The organism is Roseivivax sp. CAU 1761 (genome assembly GCF_054482755.1).
Genome location: NZ_JBTLRM010000012.1, coordinates 47127 through 60057 on the forward strand (window position 1 = coordinate 47127; position 12931 = coordinate 60057).

The following is a 12931-nucleotide window of genomic DNA, read 5'->3' on the forward strand; positions in this document are numbered from 1 at the left end:
ATGGAACTGATCGTCGCCAGCGCCGTCGGCGTGATGACCGCGGCCGGGCTCTACCTGGTGCTGCGTCTGCGCACCTTCCCGGTCATCGTCGGCATGTCGCTGCTGACCTACGCGGTGAACGTCTTCCTGTTCGCCTCGGGCCGGCTCACCGTCGGCGCGCCGCCGATCCTCAACGACGGGGTGGAGCGCTACACCGATCCGCTGCCGCAGGCGCTGGTGCTGACCGCCATCGTGATCTCCTTCGGGATGACCGCGGTGGTCGTGGTGATCGCGCTGGGCGCCTATCTCGGCGCCGATGACGACCACGTCGACGACCTGCCCGGCGAGACCGGCACCCCGCGCGAGAACGAGGCCCGCCCATGAGCCACTGGATCATCGCGCCCGTCGTGCTGCCGGCGCTGCTGGCCGCCTTCATGCTGTTGGTCACCCGGCATCACCTCCGCATCGAGCGCGCTTTCTCGATGGCCGGCGCGGTGTCGGTGCTCGCCGTCGCGCTGGGGCTGTTCGTCGGCGCCTCGGACGGCCACGTGACGCTCTACCAGCTCGGCGACTGGGAGGCGCCCTTCGGCATCGTGGTGGTGGCCGACCGGCTATCGACGCTGATGCTGCTGCTGACCTCGGCGCTGGCGGTGCTGGTGCTGCTGCACGTGATGGGCAGCGACTGGGACGCGCGGGGCCGCGGCTTCCACCCGCTCTTCCAGTTCCAGATCATGGGCATCAACGGCGCCTTCCTGACCGGCGACGTCTTCAACCTCTTCGTGTTCTTCGAGGTGCTGCTCATCGCCTCCTACGGGCTGATGATCTTCTCGGGCGGCACGCGGCGGGTGAAGGCGGGCACGCAATACGTGCTCTACAACCTGCTCGGCTCGACGCTGTTCCTGTTCGCCCTGGGCACCCTCTACGCCGAGACCGGGACCCTCAACATGGCCGATCTCGCCGGCCGCGTCGCCTCCATCGGGCCGGAGGCCAATGCCGGCATCCGGGTCGCCGCGGTGCTGCTGATCATGGTGTTCCTGGTCAAGGCGGCGATCGTGCCGCTGCAATTCTGGCTGCCCTCGTCGTATGCCGAGGCGCCGGGCGCGGTGGCGGCGCTCTTCGCGATCATGACCAAGGTCGGCGCCTATGCCATCATCCGGGTCATCACGCTGGTCTTCCCGCCCGATCTCGAGGCCACGCAGGGCCTGTTCGATCTCTGGCTGCAGCCGCTGGCGCTGCTCAGCCTCGCCATCGGCATGATCGGGGTGCTGGGCGCGCGCCGGCTCGACCGGCTGGTGGCCTTCTCGGTGGTGGGCTCGATGGGCATGCTGATGAGCGCGGTGGCGATGCTGACGCCCGAGGGCGTGGCGGCGGCGCTCTACTACGCGGTGCATTCCACCCTCGCCACGGCGGCGCTGTTCCTGATCGCCGACCTCGTCGAGGGCAACCGCAGCGGCGGCGGCCGGCTGGTGCCGGCGCGGCCCTTCGCCGGCGCCGCGCTGCTGGCCGGGCTGTTCTTCGCCGCCGCCATCGCGCAGGCCGGGCTGCCGCCGCTCTCGGGCTTCATCGGCAAGCTTCTGATCCTCGACGCGGCCTTCGGCACCGAGCGCATGGTCTGGGTCTGGGCGGTGGTGCTGTCGGGTTCGCTGATCGCGGTGGTGGGCTTCGCCCGGGCCGGCTCCACGGTGTTCTGGAAGGCGCGCCAGGTCGATTGCGGGCCGGACGATCCCGGCACCGAGATGGACAACACGGAGTCCGCCCCGGCCCCGGTGCTGGAGCGCATCTCGCCGCTGCCGCTGATCGCCATCGGGCTGCTGCTGGGGCTGCTGGCGCTGCAGACCGTCTTCGCCGGGCCGGCGATGCGCGTGATGCAGGCCACCGCGGCGCAGCTCTTCGCCCCGGCGCCCTACATCTCCACCGTGCTGGAAAGCCCGGGCAAGGAGATCAAGAAGAAGAGCAAGGACGCCGGTGACACGTCCGGGAGCGGCGGCGAGGCGGGCGGCTCGTCGGGCGATCACGGCGATGGCGACGGCGTCGCCGAGGACGAGGGAGGCCACTGAGATGACGCGCCTGTTCCGGCGGATCCTGCCGCATCCCTACCTGTCGATCCTGCTCGCCCTGACCTATTGCATCCTGACCAATTCCTTCGGGGTGAACGCGGTGGTGCTGGGCGTGCTTCTGGGCATCCTGATCCCGCAGGTGAGCTACCCGTACTGGCCGGATGCGCCGCGCCACATCAACCCCTGGAAGATGTTCCTCTACTCGCTGGTGGTGATCTGGGACATCTTCGTGGCCAACGTGGTGGTGGCCTGGATCGTGCTGACCCGCTCGAATTCCAAGATGCGCTCGATGTGGGTGGTGGTGCCGCTCGACATCCGCACGCCCGAGGCGATCACCATCCTCGCCGGCACCATCACCCTGACCCCGGGCACGGTGTCGGCGGACCTTTCGAGCGAGGGCCATTCGCTGCTGGTCCACGCGCTCGACGCCGACAGCCCGGAGGCGGTGCGCGACGACATCAAGCGCCGCTACGAACGCCGGTTGAAGGAGATCTTCGAATGACCGCCGACCGCCTTGCCGAACTCGCGCTCTACGGCGCCTTCGCCGCGGTGTCGCTGGCGCAGGTTCTCGCCATGGTGCGGCTGATCATCGGGCCGTGGACCGGCGACCGCATCCTCGCGCTCGACACCATGGTGCTGAACGCCATCGGCCTGATCGTGCTGCTGGGCATCGCCCAGGGCACGCAGATCTACTTCGAGGCGGCGCTGATCGTGGCGATGCTGGGCTTCGTCTCGACGGTGGCCTATTGCCGCTTCGTGCTGCGGGGAGACCTGATCGAATGACCCTCATCGAGATTGCCGACCTCGCCATCGCGGCGCTCTTGGTGATCGGCGCCGTGTTCACCCTGATCGGGTCCTTCGGGCTCCTGAAGCTCGACGACCCGACCAAGCGGCTGCACGCGCCGACCAAGGCCGGCACGCTGGGCGTCGGCGCCCTGCTCGCCGCGTCGATGCTGCGCGCCTTCGTGCATCACGAGGGCTCGCTGCACGAGATCCTGATCATGGCCTTCCTGTTCGTCACGGCGCCGATCTCGGCGCATTTCATCGCCAAGGTGCACCTGCACCAGCGTCGCTGCATCGACCCGCCGGCGCCGCCGCGCGACGCCACCTGGGCGGTGCTCGACGCGCCGGGCGCGGATGCCGACGAGGCGCCCAAGACACCCTGACCGGCGGGGCAGGGGCCCTTGCCCCGCTGCCCCCGGCGGTCTAGGAGGGCGGCACCAGGCCGGTATAGCTCAGCTGGTAGAGCACGTGATTTGTAATCTCGGGGTCGGGGGTTCGAGTCCCTCTGCCGGCACCACGTCCCACACCATACGCAGATAGCCGCGCCCGGGGGACCTGTCCCGCGGCCCGCGCGCCGGCCACGGGGGAGGGCGGTGCCCCGCCCGCCTCACTCGGCCGGAACCGAGCGGTCGCGGTCGCCGGCCGCGTCCGGCGCCTGCTCCTCGGGGTCCGGCTCGTCGGCCATCTCCAGAAGCTCCGAGGGCAGCGTCTTGCGGGTCTTGGCGCCCAGCCGGCGCAGCTGGTCGACCTGGCGCAGCACGTTGCCCGAACCCTGCGACAGCCGGTTCAGCGCCTCGCCATGCGCGCCCACCGCCTTGTCGAGATGCTGGCCGATCGCCTGCACAGATTCGACCGCCAGCACGAACTTGTCGTGCAGCCGCCCGGCGCGTTCGACGATGTCCTCGACGTTGCGGTTGCGCTGCTCGATGGTCCAGAGGTGATCGACGATCTTCAGGATCGGCATCAGCGTCGCCGGCGTGACCAGATGCACGCCCTGTTCGGCGGCCTGGATCATCAGGTCGGAATCCTGGCTCAGCGCCGCGGTCAGCGCGCCGTCCACCGGCATGAACATCAGCACCGAATCCACCGTTTGGTAGCCCAGATCGTCGTAGGATTTGCCGCCGAGCGCCCGGCAATGCGCCCGCACCGCCGCCGCGTGGCGCTTCAGCGCCGCCGCCTCCGCCTCCTTGTCCTGGGCGTTCACCAGGTCGCTGTAGGCGTTCAGCGAGACCTTGGAATCGATCACCACGTCGCGGTCCTGCGGCAGGTGCACCACGATGTCGGGCACCAGGCGGCGGCCCTCGGCATTGGTCACGCTGCCCTGGCGGGTGAAATGCGTGCCTTCGACGAGCCCCGCCACCTCGAGGATGCGGTCGAGGATGGTTTCGCCCCAATCGCCCTGGCGCTTCTTCTCGCCGCGCAGCGCCACGGCGAGGGCGTGGGCGTCGTCGGACAGCTTTGAGGCCTGCTGTTGCATCAGCGCGATCTGGCCGCCCAGCTCCTTGCGCTGGCTCTCGGAGCGGTCATGCAGCTCCTTGAGGTTCGATTTCAGGCCGGTCAATTCGACCTTGAAGGGCTCGATCACCTTCTCGAGCTCGCCGCGCTGGAACTCGGTGGTCTGCTTGCGCTGACTGTCGAGCAGCTCGGACGAGATGTTGCGGAAATGCTGCACGAACTGGTCGCGGTTGCGTTCGGTTTCGGCGCGCAGCCGCTCGTGGCTCTCCTTCTGCGCCGCCAGCTCGGCCTCGAGCCGGCTGCGCGTGGCGTCGAGCTGGCGCAGCTGGTCGGCCAGCGCAGCGCGCTCCGCCGCGGCCTCCCCGCGCGCCGCCTCGGCGGCCCGGCGCTGCGCCTCGAGCGCGGCCTCGCGGTCGCGGCGCAGCTCCTCCAGCGCGGCGGCATGGCGGTCCTCGCGCTCGGCGGCGCCGGCCTCGAGCCGCGCCACCGCCGCCTCGAGCCGGGCGCGCTCCTCGGCGAGGCTCTGCCGGGCGCCGTCGCGCTCGACCGTCAGGCTGGCGATCTCGGCCTGCGCCGCGCCCAGCCTGTCCTGCAGCCCCGCCCGGGCATCCTCGAGCGCGCCGTGCTGGCGTTCCAGCGTCGCCAGCCGGGTCTGCAGCTCGGTGTTCTCGCGCTGCATCGCCGGATCGGGGCCGGCGGCGCGGCGCCCGCCCAGCATTCGCGCGAGCCCCGCGATGACCAGCGCCGCCAGGATGGCCAGCAGGATGACCGATTGATATTGCTCGATAAATTGCATGTGGAATGCCCTGAAAACGGAAACCTTCGTGCCTCGCCGGCAGGATGGCGGCGGGGTGCTCCGGCGTCAACGGCAGCTGCCGGACCCGGGGGCGATCTCGCGGAAGGGGGAAGGTGGTGCTGCTGGACAGGATTGAATTTTCAAGGGATATATATTTATCAGTAGGTTACATGTCAATTTGTAACAGTGTTACGGACCCACTTTTGTTACGCGTTGACACTCAGGTTTCGACCCCCAAGCCACCCTCCTGCCTCACATGGTCGATGCACCGGCGTCGGCGCAAGGGGCTTAGAAGTTTCCCGTGCAGACTCGGTCGGGATGAGCTTGTCGAGTGTCAGGTCGGAGACCGCCCGTCTAAGCCGCTGGTTCTCTTTCTCAAGTTCCTTCAGCCACTTCAGCTGGCTCTGGCTCATGCCGCCATATTGCCTTCGCCACCTGTGGTAGCTCTGCTGCGTTATGCCGACTTGGCTCACCGCATCGGCGACCGGCATGCCTTGGCCATGCAGCACCTCAGCCATGTCCCAGACGCAAGCCTTCCTGCCGCGGGAGGCCGGAGGCGGGAATGAGAGGCATTCCCGGAAGATTGGACCGTTTACAGCCCTCCGGGAGCCATTGAGGGGTGCCAGCCCGAAGGTGTCCCCGGGCTGGCGTGGGTGCTCATTGCGATAGGCTTACGAGGTGGCGCTACTCGCCTCCGGAGCGTTCGGGGCCTGCTCCTCGGCCGGTGGCGTGGATGCGAGATCGAAGAGCTGCCCCTGGGCGCTCTCATCGGTCTCCTCGCCCACCTTCGCCTCAAGCTCCGCCGCCCGCTTAGCGGCCTCTTCGGCGGCGCGCCGGGCGCGCTCTGCCGCCGCGGCACGGTCTTCCTGGCGTTGCGCCTCTTCGGCCTTGGCCCGCTCGAGGGCCGCATCAAGGGCTGTGCGCAGTTTTTCGATCTCGCGGCGCGGGTCGCGGAACCAATCGGTCGACCAGATGCGATGGAAGTGCCAGCCAAGGCCTTCGAGGACCTGCTGGCGAAGCCGGTCTCGGTCGCGGCTCGAGCGCGAGGAATGGAAGGGTGCACCGTCACATTCCACGGCCAGGATGAAGCCGTAGGGCCAGCTTGGATGCCGGACGCCGATGTCGATCCGGTAGCCCGATGCACCCACCTGCGGCACGGCCTCGTATCCGGCCGCCTCGATCTGGGAGATGACGAAATCCTCGAAGGGGCTGTCGGTCGATTTCCGTTCGGTCTGGATCTCGGTGATCTGGCCGGTTCGCGAGAACTCGAGCCAGGCCCGCAGCATGGCCACCCCGTAGGCCTTGCCTTCCGCCTGGATATCCGTGGGCTTCATTGAGGTGTAGGTCACGATCTTCTCCTTGGCGCGGGAGAAGAGCACGTTGAGGCGCCGGTGGCCGTGCACGGAGTTCACGGGTCCGAAGCGCTGGTAGACCTTGCCGGTTTCCGCGTCGGGTCCGTAGAGCGTGGAGATCATGATCACGTCGCGCTCGTCGCCCTGGATCGTCTCGAGGTTCTTGACGAAGAACTCCTCGAGCCCGTCGTCCCGCTCGGCCCAGCGATCGATATAGGCCTCGACATGCGGGTGGCGCGCCCGCTCGCGCTCGAACTCGGCCATGATGAGCTCGGTCTGATCCTTGTTCATCGTGGCGATGCCGAGCGATCTCTCGGGATGATCGCGCATGTGCTGGACGGCGCCCTGCACGATGGCATGGGCCTCGGGAATGTTGCGCCCCTTGCGATACTCACCCTCGATCTCAACAAGCTCGACGCCCAGGTCGGGATCGTTGTCACGGGCCGCGGGGAAGATCGTGAGCTGATCGTCGTAGACCATCTTGTTGGAGATGGCGATCAGATTGGGGTGGCGCGAGCGGTAGTGCCAGCGCAGCTGGCGCACCGGCGTGAAGGTGGTGTTGGCCATGTCGAGGATGCTTTCGCTGTCGGTGCGGGCGTCCTCGTCCTCGTCGGAATCGTCGAGCACCTTGGAAAAGAAGCTCGTGGGCGGCAGCTGCTTGGTGTCGCCGACGACGACCAACTGGCGCGCCCGCATGATTGCGCCCAGCGCATTTTCGGGCGTCATCTGCGAGGCCTCGTCGATGACGACGAGGTCGAAGGCGAAGCCGCTGCGCAGGTATTGCGCCACCGCGAGAGGCGACATCATCCAGCAGGGCTTGAGATCGATCAGTGCCGCGCCGGCGCGCGAGGTGAGGCTGCGCACGCCGATCCGGTTACGCACCTTGGTAAGTTCATGCCGAATGAGGCTCATCTCGGTGTAGGTGCCCACCTTGCCCGTGCCATTGCCTGCGGGCGGCGCGCTGCGCTCGAGCAAATCCTCCCGGATGGCGTCGCGCGCGAGCCGCGTGAGATCGGCGTCGATGGAGGCGATCTCGGAGCGCAGCCGGTCGAGATCGGCCCCGTCCCGGGCATCGAGAATGGCGCCGTGCCGGGCTTGGATGTAATCTGTGAGGCTGCGGGCGATGATGGCGTCGGTGATCTCGACGAGGTCGCCGAGGTGCGCGGCACCCTCGCTGGACTGAACCCAGTCCGTGAGAGCGCCCAGCTCGCGCGCCTCGAGCGCGGCGAGACTGCGAGCCCCTGTGGCGCGGCCACCGCTGCCTCGATCTCCGCCTCGCGGTCTGCGAGAAGGCGCAAGGGCCCGCGTTCCTGCGGGTCGGGAAGATCGAGCTCGCCTGCGATCGAGGCGGCCTCTTCTTGGAGGCTGCCCTGCTTGTCGAATAGACGCTGGGCGCTTTCGATGATCTCGGCGATCCTCCCGGAGCCGAGTGCCTCGAGAGCGACCTCGGCGTCGGGCAGGGTCTTGATGGCGCCGGCAACGGCGATCGCCGCGCGCAGAACCTCCGTGTCGGGCTGCGCCTCGAGGAGCATGCGGGCCGGCGAGGCCTCGAATGCCCGGCGAGACGCCTGGATGCGCCGTCGGGCGTCGATCGCGCGGTCGATCAGCTCCAGGTCAAGGCAGGGTGCATCATGGAAGCGAGCGCAGATGCGCCGCGCCTCTTCGAGGTCTTCGCGCGCCTCTGACAGGTCTGCGCGCGATTCCTCGATCTGCTTGGCGAGTTCCTGGATCAACGAGCTGGGCATGTCAGGCTCGCTCGCGAAGTCCCGCACGGGATCGAGGGGTGCGGCCTCGAGAGCGTAGCGCAGTCGCTCATCGCCCTGGCTGATGCGTGCGACGGTCTCGTGGAAACTGGCCAGCGCCTCGAGTTGGGTGGCATCACTGTCGAGGCCGGAAAAGAGCGTGCCCAGCGCCGTGGTGAAGCGCACCTCCCCGGCGAAGCTGTCGCGGCGCTCGGCCCAAGCGGCGTAGTCGCGCAGGCGGGCCGCGGCGATGCCGCGGTCAGACTTGGGGTTGCCGCCGAGGTCGTCGCGGAAGAAATTCCAGGCCGACTTGTAGGTCTGGGAGAAAAACCGGAACATGCCGGCCTCTTCGATGGCATTGGCGGCTGCGGAGATCTCACGCGTCTGGTGGCTGCCCGCAGTGGGGAGGTCCTTCTGGAGAGCCGCGAGATCGGAGGCGAGCTTTCTTTGCGTCGTGGCGGCCTCCCGGGCGAGGGCCGGCGTGGTGCGCGCGTCGTCGGGCTGCCGGCGGGCCAGAATGGCTTCGGGGGTGCGCAGAAGCATCTCGGCGTCCAGCCTCAGGTCGGCAAGCGTGGCGCCGGCCTGGCAGGCCTGCTCGGCCCAGCGCGCCGGTAGGCCAGCGGCGAGGGCGTGCTTGTGCGCCATGCCCTCGCAGCTCTCTTCAAGCTCGCGGACCTCTTCGTGGATGGCCTTGGGGGCAATCTCGCCCTCGTCGGCTTCGGCGAACTCTCGGGCCGCGGCCAGAAGCTCATCCACGTCCTCGGCCTCCGGATCGCGCAGTAGATTGGCAAGATCCTGGCTTGCTTGCTGCTCATCATCACGTGCTTCGCAGGCCTCCTCGGCCGCCTGCCGGAAGGCGTCGTCGAGCAGGCCGCGGGCGATCTCGGGGTCGATCGTCTCGTTCTCCCCGAGCACCTTCAGCGCTTCGATCGTCGCGCCCGGATCGGCGTCGATCGGCTCATCGGGAAGGAAGGCGCATGCGACCTCCTTGGCCGCGAAGCGGCGGAAGGCCTCGATGCCGCGCGCAAGGGTCAGCAGATCCGTGGCGAGGTCCTCGGCCTCGTCGACCCGCAGGGGCGCTTGCCGTGCTCGCCGCCAGAAGGGGGCGATGTGCCCGGCGCCGCCAAGCCGGTCGAAAACCATCTTCGCGTCAGCGAGGATCGACTCGCGCGTCTCGGGGTCGATCTGCTCGGGTGCCGTGAGCCTGATCCGGCGGATGTCGCGCGGCAACCCGTCGAGATGCCGGGCGGTGGCGATGGCCTGTCCGAGGGCCTCGTGAACCGTAAGGCCGGTCTGACCCATCTTGGTGCCCAGGGTGTCGAGGTGCAGCTGCATCTCCTCGCGACGCCGGCAGAGGGCTTCGTGGCGTGCCTTGTGGGCGGCGGCAGAGCCCGAACGCGGACGCTCCATGCCGATCCGGTCCTCGAGGCTCTGGAAGACCGCATCGCGCGATCCACGCCCGGCTTGCAGGGGGAGGATGAACTCTCCGAGGCCGGCTGCATCGAGGCGGTTGCGCACCACGTCGAGCGCCGTCAGCTTCTCGGCCACGAAGAGGACCCGCTTACCGTCGGCCATCGCCGAGGCAATCAGGTTGACGATCGTCTGGCTTTTCCCTGATCCGGGAGGACCTTCAATGGCCACGTTGGACCCGTTTGCCACATCGACGAGAGAGGAGAACTGCGAGGCATCGGCATCCATGATGAGGCGCGGCACGCAGCGCTCGATCTCCGGGTCGTCTGTATCGTAGTCCTCAGCATAGCTGGCGCCGCCGCCTCCGACCGAGGAGAGCATCGATTGAACGAGCGGGCTCTCGACCACCGGCCCGTTCTCGGGCTCGAGATCTCGATACATCGCAATCCGACTGGACGGAAAGACACCGGCCAGCGCCTCGCGGCGCAGGGCCCAGTGCCATCCCTTGGGGGCCAGGTCGGAGACCTGCTGGAAGTAGTCTTCGACGGACCCGCCTTCGAATGGGGGCAACTCGAGACCGAACTGGGCGGACAGGGTCTGGGCAAGGGTCGTGTTGAGCGAGAGCTCGTTTTCGCCGCAGATGTGATACTCGGCGCCACCGGGTGCCTTCTTGCGCTCCATGCGGATCTCGAGAAGCAGGAGGGGCGACAGGGCGGGGCTTCGGCTCGACCCCGGCTCGCTCCACTCCAGAATGCCGAATGCGGCATGCAGCACGTTCACGCCGGTCTCTCGCTCGAAGGCGTGTCCGCGGTCATGCAGCGACCTGCTGACCCGCTCCAGGCGATCGGGGAGGAGGAGGGTCTGGATATCACTGTCGTCGTGCCGCCCGTCCTCGTGGGCATCGGAGGCCAGGGGGAGAATGTAGCTCGGGGAGATGTCGTGCGCGCGGGCGTGCTCGGCGAGGGACGGGTTTTCCTCTGTCTGCCTTTTCGGCAGGCCCAGCTCCTCCCTGACCCGGTCCTTTAGCTCCCGCTCGAGTTCGATCTCCTTCTGGGCATAGTCCGGATCGGTCGGGTCGAGCTCGGCCGATGCGGCGAGGTAGGCGACGTCGCTGGTGCGCGCGATCTCGAGCGCGTCGAGGAAGGCATCGGTGCTTTCATCGGGGAGGGGCTCGTCGATTGGCGGGAGTGCCGCGAGGCGCATGGAGATCTGGCTGCTCAGCCTCTCGGCAAGGACGTCCGGAAGCTCGTCGACAAAGCGGATCAGGCTGGAAGAATTCTTGCGGAACGGAACCTGGATCAGGGGATTTCGCCGGGAGCTGTCGAGCAGGCGTGCCCGAAGGTGCTCAACGCGAGCGCGAACGACACTCTCTATCTCTGGGCTTGTCTGGCGGGATGTTGTGGCGTTATCAAATTCAACGCCGGAGCCAGCTTTATTCATCTCTTGATCCCCGTGCAATGGTTACCGGGATATTGGCCAAAACTCCATAATCCAAAGGAAATCGGCAATATACGGCTGCTTGAAATGCAACCCATAAGGTCGATCCTGTCAATGGTGCGCGCTCTGGTGTGCTCTCTGTTTTCTTGCGGGGGCCGGATTCCGTCGGACGGGGGTGGGTTTTCGGTCATCGGGCGGACTTGCCTACCTCCGGGGTAGCCTTGCTTTCTCGTCTCGCGATGAGTGCTCGAGATGGTTCATAGTCGCTCTTCTGTTGTGGGGACGTGCCTACTCAGCATGAGGGAAGGTGAATTGGCCCCCGTTTCGACCGGACACTTGGGCATAACCATGGAGGCTTGGGTATATGCCTAAGCACGTGCTTATGTCTGACTATGAGATCATCACCGACGGCGGCCGCAGGCGCCGCTGGTCCTCGGCCGAGAAGCTTCGGATCGTCGAGGAGACGCTGGAGGAGGGCGCCAGCATCTCGTTGGTCGCGCGCCGCAATGGCGTGGCGGCAAACTTGTTGTATCGTTGGCGGCGCCTGATGCTGGATGGGGGAGCCGTGGCCGTGTCCGGAGATGACGATGTCACCAGCAACCGCGCCGTCCGACAGATGGAAGAGCGCATCCGCGAGTTGGAGCGGCAGCTCGGGCGCAAGACGCTCGAGGTCGAGATCCTCAAGGAAGCCCTGGACAAGTCGCGCTCAAAAAAACCGATCTGGCTCGCGCAGTCGCAGCCGAAGGGCGGTTCCCGGTGAAGGCCGTGGCCGAGACGCTGGGCGTCTCCCGCTCGAACCTGAATGCCCGGCTGAACGGGAGCGCGAAGCCGCGTCGGCGCTATCACAAAGCGCAAGACGCGGTGATGCTTCCGCTGATCACGGCGATCGTGGCGGCACGACCGACCTATGGCTACAGGCGCATCGCGGCGGTTCTGAACCGGCGGCTCCGGGCCGAAGGCGCCGCGCCCGTGAACCACAAACGGGTTTACCGCATCATGCAGGCGCACGACCTTCTGCTGGCTCGCAGATACACCGAGCGGCCGGAGCAGTTTCATGAGGGCAAGGTCATCACCATGCGCTCGAACATTCGCTGGTGCTCGGACGGCTTCGAGTTCACATGCTGGAATGGCGATGTGGTTCGAGGGGCCTTCATCATCGATGCGCATGACCGGGAGATCATCGCCTGGCGGGCCGTGGTGAACGCCGGCATCAGCGGCTCGGACATCCGCGACATGATGCTGGGGGCCGTCGAGACCCGCTTCGGGGGCTACCGCACGCCGCATCCGGTTGAGGTGCTCAGCGACAACGGCTCGCCCTACGTCGCCAGGGACACCCGCATCTTCGCCCGGCAGCTCGGCTTGAAGCCCTGCTACACGCCGGTGAAGAGCCCGCAGAGCAATGGCATCGCGGAGGCTTTCGTGAAAACGCTGAAGCGCGACTACATCCATGTCACACCGCTGCCGGATGCGGTCACCGCCCTCGAGTTGCTCGCCGACTGGTTCGAGGACTACAACACCCATCATCCGCACTCAGGGCTGAAGATGCGCTCGCCCCGCGAATTCATCGCAGCTCAAACCGCAACCGCCTGAGTGTCCGGTGAAACGGGGGCAAGACCAGTTCCGTCGAATGTGACGCTGGAAGGACCGTTGGAGTTTGATGAATGACAGCTATGGGTCACCAGCCGCCGCCCCCGCGCCACATTTCAGAAGTCCGCTGAGGGCCGTTCGCGATGCCGTGGCGGAGCGGGCGAGCGGCCGTTCCCCGTATGTGAAGTAGATGGCCGCTTAGCGCTGTAGGCGGCACGATGAGTGGCCTATACAGGGGTCGTGCCGTGCCCTCCTGGAGGGTAAACGGGGGACGAGGTTCTGGAAACTAAGTTTGCCAAGGCTGCTCCGGCCCGTCATCCTGGATAGGACGGC

Annotated in this window: 9 protein-coding genes, 1 tRNA gene and 1 pseudogene; 7 read left to right on the top strand and 4 right to left on the bottom strand. The window is 67.2% G+C overall.

From position 1 onward, the window contains the following. The 6 genes from ACXYMW_RS09560 to ACXYMW_RS09585 all read left to right on the top strand — a co-directional run bounded on the left by ACXYMW_RS09560 (position 1) and on the right by ACXYMW_RS09585 (position 3336). The gene (locus tag ACXYMW_RS09560; RefSeq protein ID WP_459035088.1) at positions 1–363 is read left to right on the top strand and encodes a Na+/H+ antiporter subunit C; all 363 of its coding nucleotides are present in this window, start codon (positions 1–3) and stop codon (positions 361–363) included. Beyond that, positions 360–2036 (top strand): monovalent cation/H+ antiporter subunit D, encoded by a 1677-nt coding sequence (locus tag ACXYMW_RS09565; RefSeq protein WP_459035089.1) that lies wholly within the window; start codon positions 360–362, stop codon positions 2034–2036. The genes ACXYMW_RS09560 and ACXYMW_RS09565 overlap by 4 nt, the downstream gene beginning before the upstream one ends. A 1-nt stretch (position 2037) precedes the next feature. Then, the gene (locus ACXYMW_RS09570; RefSeq protein WP_459035090.1) at positions 2038–2538 is read left to right on the top strand and encodes a Na+/H+ antiporter subunit E; all 501 of its coding nucleotides are present in this window, start codon (positions 2038–2040) and stop codon (positions 2536–2538) included. Further along, positions 2535–2819, top strand: coding sequence for a K+/H+ antiporter subunit F (locus ACXYMW_RS09575; protein ID WP_459035091.1), 285 nt, complete (start codon positions 2535–2537; stop codon positions 2817–2819). The genes ACXYMW_RS09570 and ACXYMW_RS09575 overlap by 4 nt, the downstream gene beginning before the upstream one ends. Next, complete coding sequence (locus tag ACXYMW_RS09580) at positions 2816–3202, top strand: Na+/H+ antiporter subunit G (protein WP_459035092.1); 387 nt, start codon at positions 2816–2818, stop codon at positions 3200–3202. The genes ACXYMW_RS09575 and ACXYMW_RS09580 overlap by 4 nt, the downstream gene beginning before the upstream one ends. Before the next feature lie 58 nt (positions 3203–3260). Beyond that, positions 3261–3336 (top strand) — tRNA-Thr (locus tag ACXYMW_RS09585). Between the two features lie 90 nt (positions 3337–3426). Here ACXYMW_RS09585 and ACXYMW_RS09590 read toward each other — a convergent pair. The 4 genes and pseudogenes from ACXYMW_RS09590 to ACXYMW_RS09605 form a co-directional block, all read right to left on the bottom strand. Beyond that, the gene (locus ACXYMW_RS09590) at positions 3427–5070 is read right to left on the bottom strand and encodes a DNA recombination protein RmuC (RefSeq protein ID WP_459035093.1); all 1644 of its coding nucleotides are present in this window, start codon (positions 5068–5070) and stop codon (positions 3427–3429) included. Between the two features lie 244 nt (positions 5071–5314). After that, a pseudogene (locus ACXYMW_RS09595) lies at positions 5315–5588 on the bottom strand (transposase); the annotation flags it as partial. Positions 5589–5741: 153 nt separating this feature from the next. Then, positions 5742–7334 carry an AAA domain-containing protein gene (locus tag ACXYMW_RS09600; protein WP_459035094.1) on the bottom strand — a complete coding sequence of 531 codons (1593 nt, stop codon included), beginning with the start codon at positions 7332–7334 and terminating at the stop codon, positions 5742–5744. Continuing rightward, positions 7331–11014, bottom strand: a complete 3684-nt coding sequence (locus ACXYMW_RS09605) for a DUF4011 domain-containing protein (RefSeq protein WP_459035095.1) — start codon at positions 11012–11014, stop codon at positions 7331–7333. The genes ACXYMW_RS09600 and ACXYMW_RS09605 overlap by 4 nt, the downstream gene beginning before the upstream one ends. Before the next feature lie 361 nt (positions 11015–11375). Between ACXYMW_RS09605 and ACXYMW_RS09610 the strand changes: the two genes are divergently transcribed. Continuing rightward, a protein-coding gene (locus ACXYMW_RS09610; RefSeq protein ID WP_459035096.1) for an IS3 family transposase occupies positions 11376–12601 on the top strand; the annotation gives its coding sequence in 2 pieces (ribosomal slippage) (positions 11376–11718 and positions 11718–12601; 1227 coding nt in all). Positions 12602–12931 lie beyond the last annotated feature (330 nt).

What these genes read in the sequence shown, in the direction of transcription:
- ACXYMW_RS09580 (WP_459035092.1), top strand. Translation starts at nt 2,816, where the DNA reads ATGACCCTCATCGAGATTGCCGACCTCGCCATCGCGGCGCTCTTGGTG.
- ACXYMW_RS09590 (WP_459035093.1), bottom strand. Translation starts at nt 5,070, where the DNA reads ATGCAATTTATCGAGCAATATCAATCGGTCATCCTGCTGGCCATCCTG.
- ACXYMW_RS09560 (WP_459035088.1), top strand. Translation starts at nt 1, where the DNA reads ATGGAACTGATCGTCGCCAGCGCCGTCGGCGTGATGACCGCGGCCGGG.
- ACXYMW_RS09605 (WP_459035095.1), bottom strand. Translation starts at nt 11,014, where the DNA reads ATGAATAAAGCTGGCTCCGGCGTTGAATTTGATAACGCCACAACATCC.
- ACXYMW_RS09575 (WP_459035091.1), top strand. Translation starts at nt 2,535, where the DNA reads ATGACCGCCGACCGCCTTGCCGAACTCGCGCTCTACGGCGCCTTCGCC.
- ACXYMW_RS09600 (WP_459035094.1), bottom strand. Translation starts at nt 7,334, where the DNA reads ATGAGCCTCATTCGGCATGAACTTACCAAGGTGCGTAACCGGATCGGC.
- ACXYMW_RS09565 (WP_459035089.1), top strand. Translation starts at nt 360, where the DNA reads ATGAGCCACTGGATCATCGCGCCCGTCGTGCTGCCGGCGCTGCTGGCC.
- ACXYMW_RS09570 (WP_459035090.1), top strand. Translation starts at nt 2,038, where the DNA reads ATGACGCGCCTGTTCCGGCGGATCCTGCCGCATCCCTACCTGTCGATC.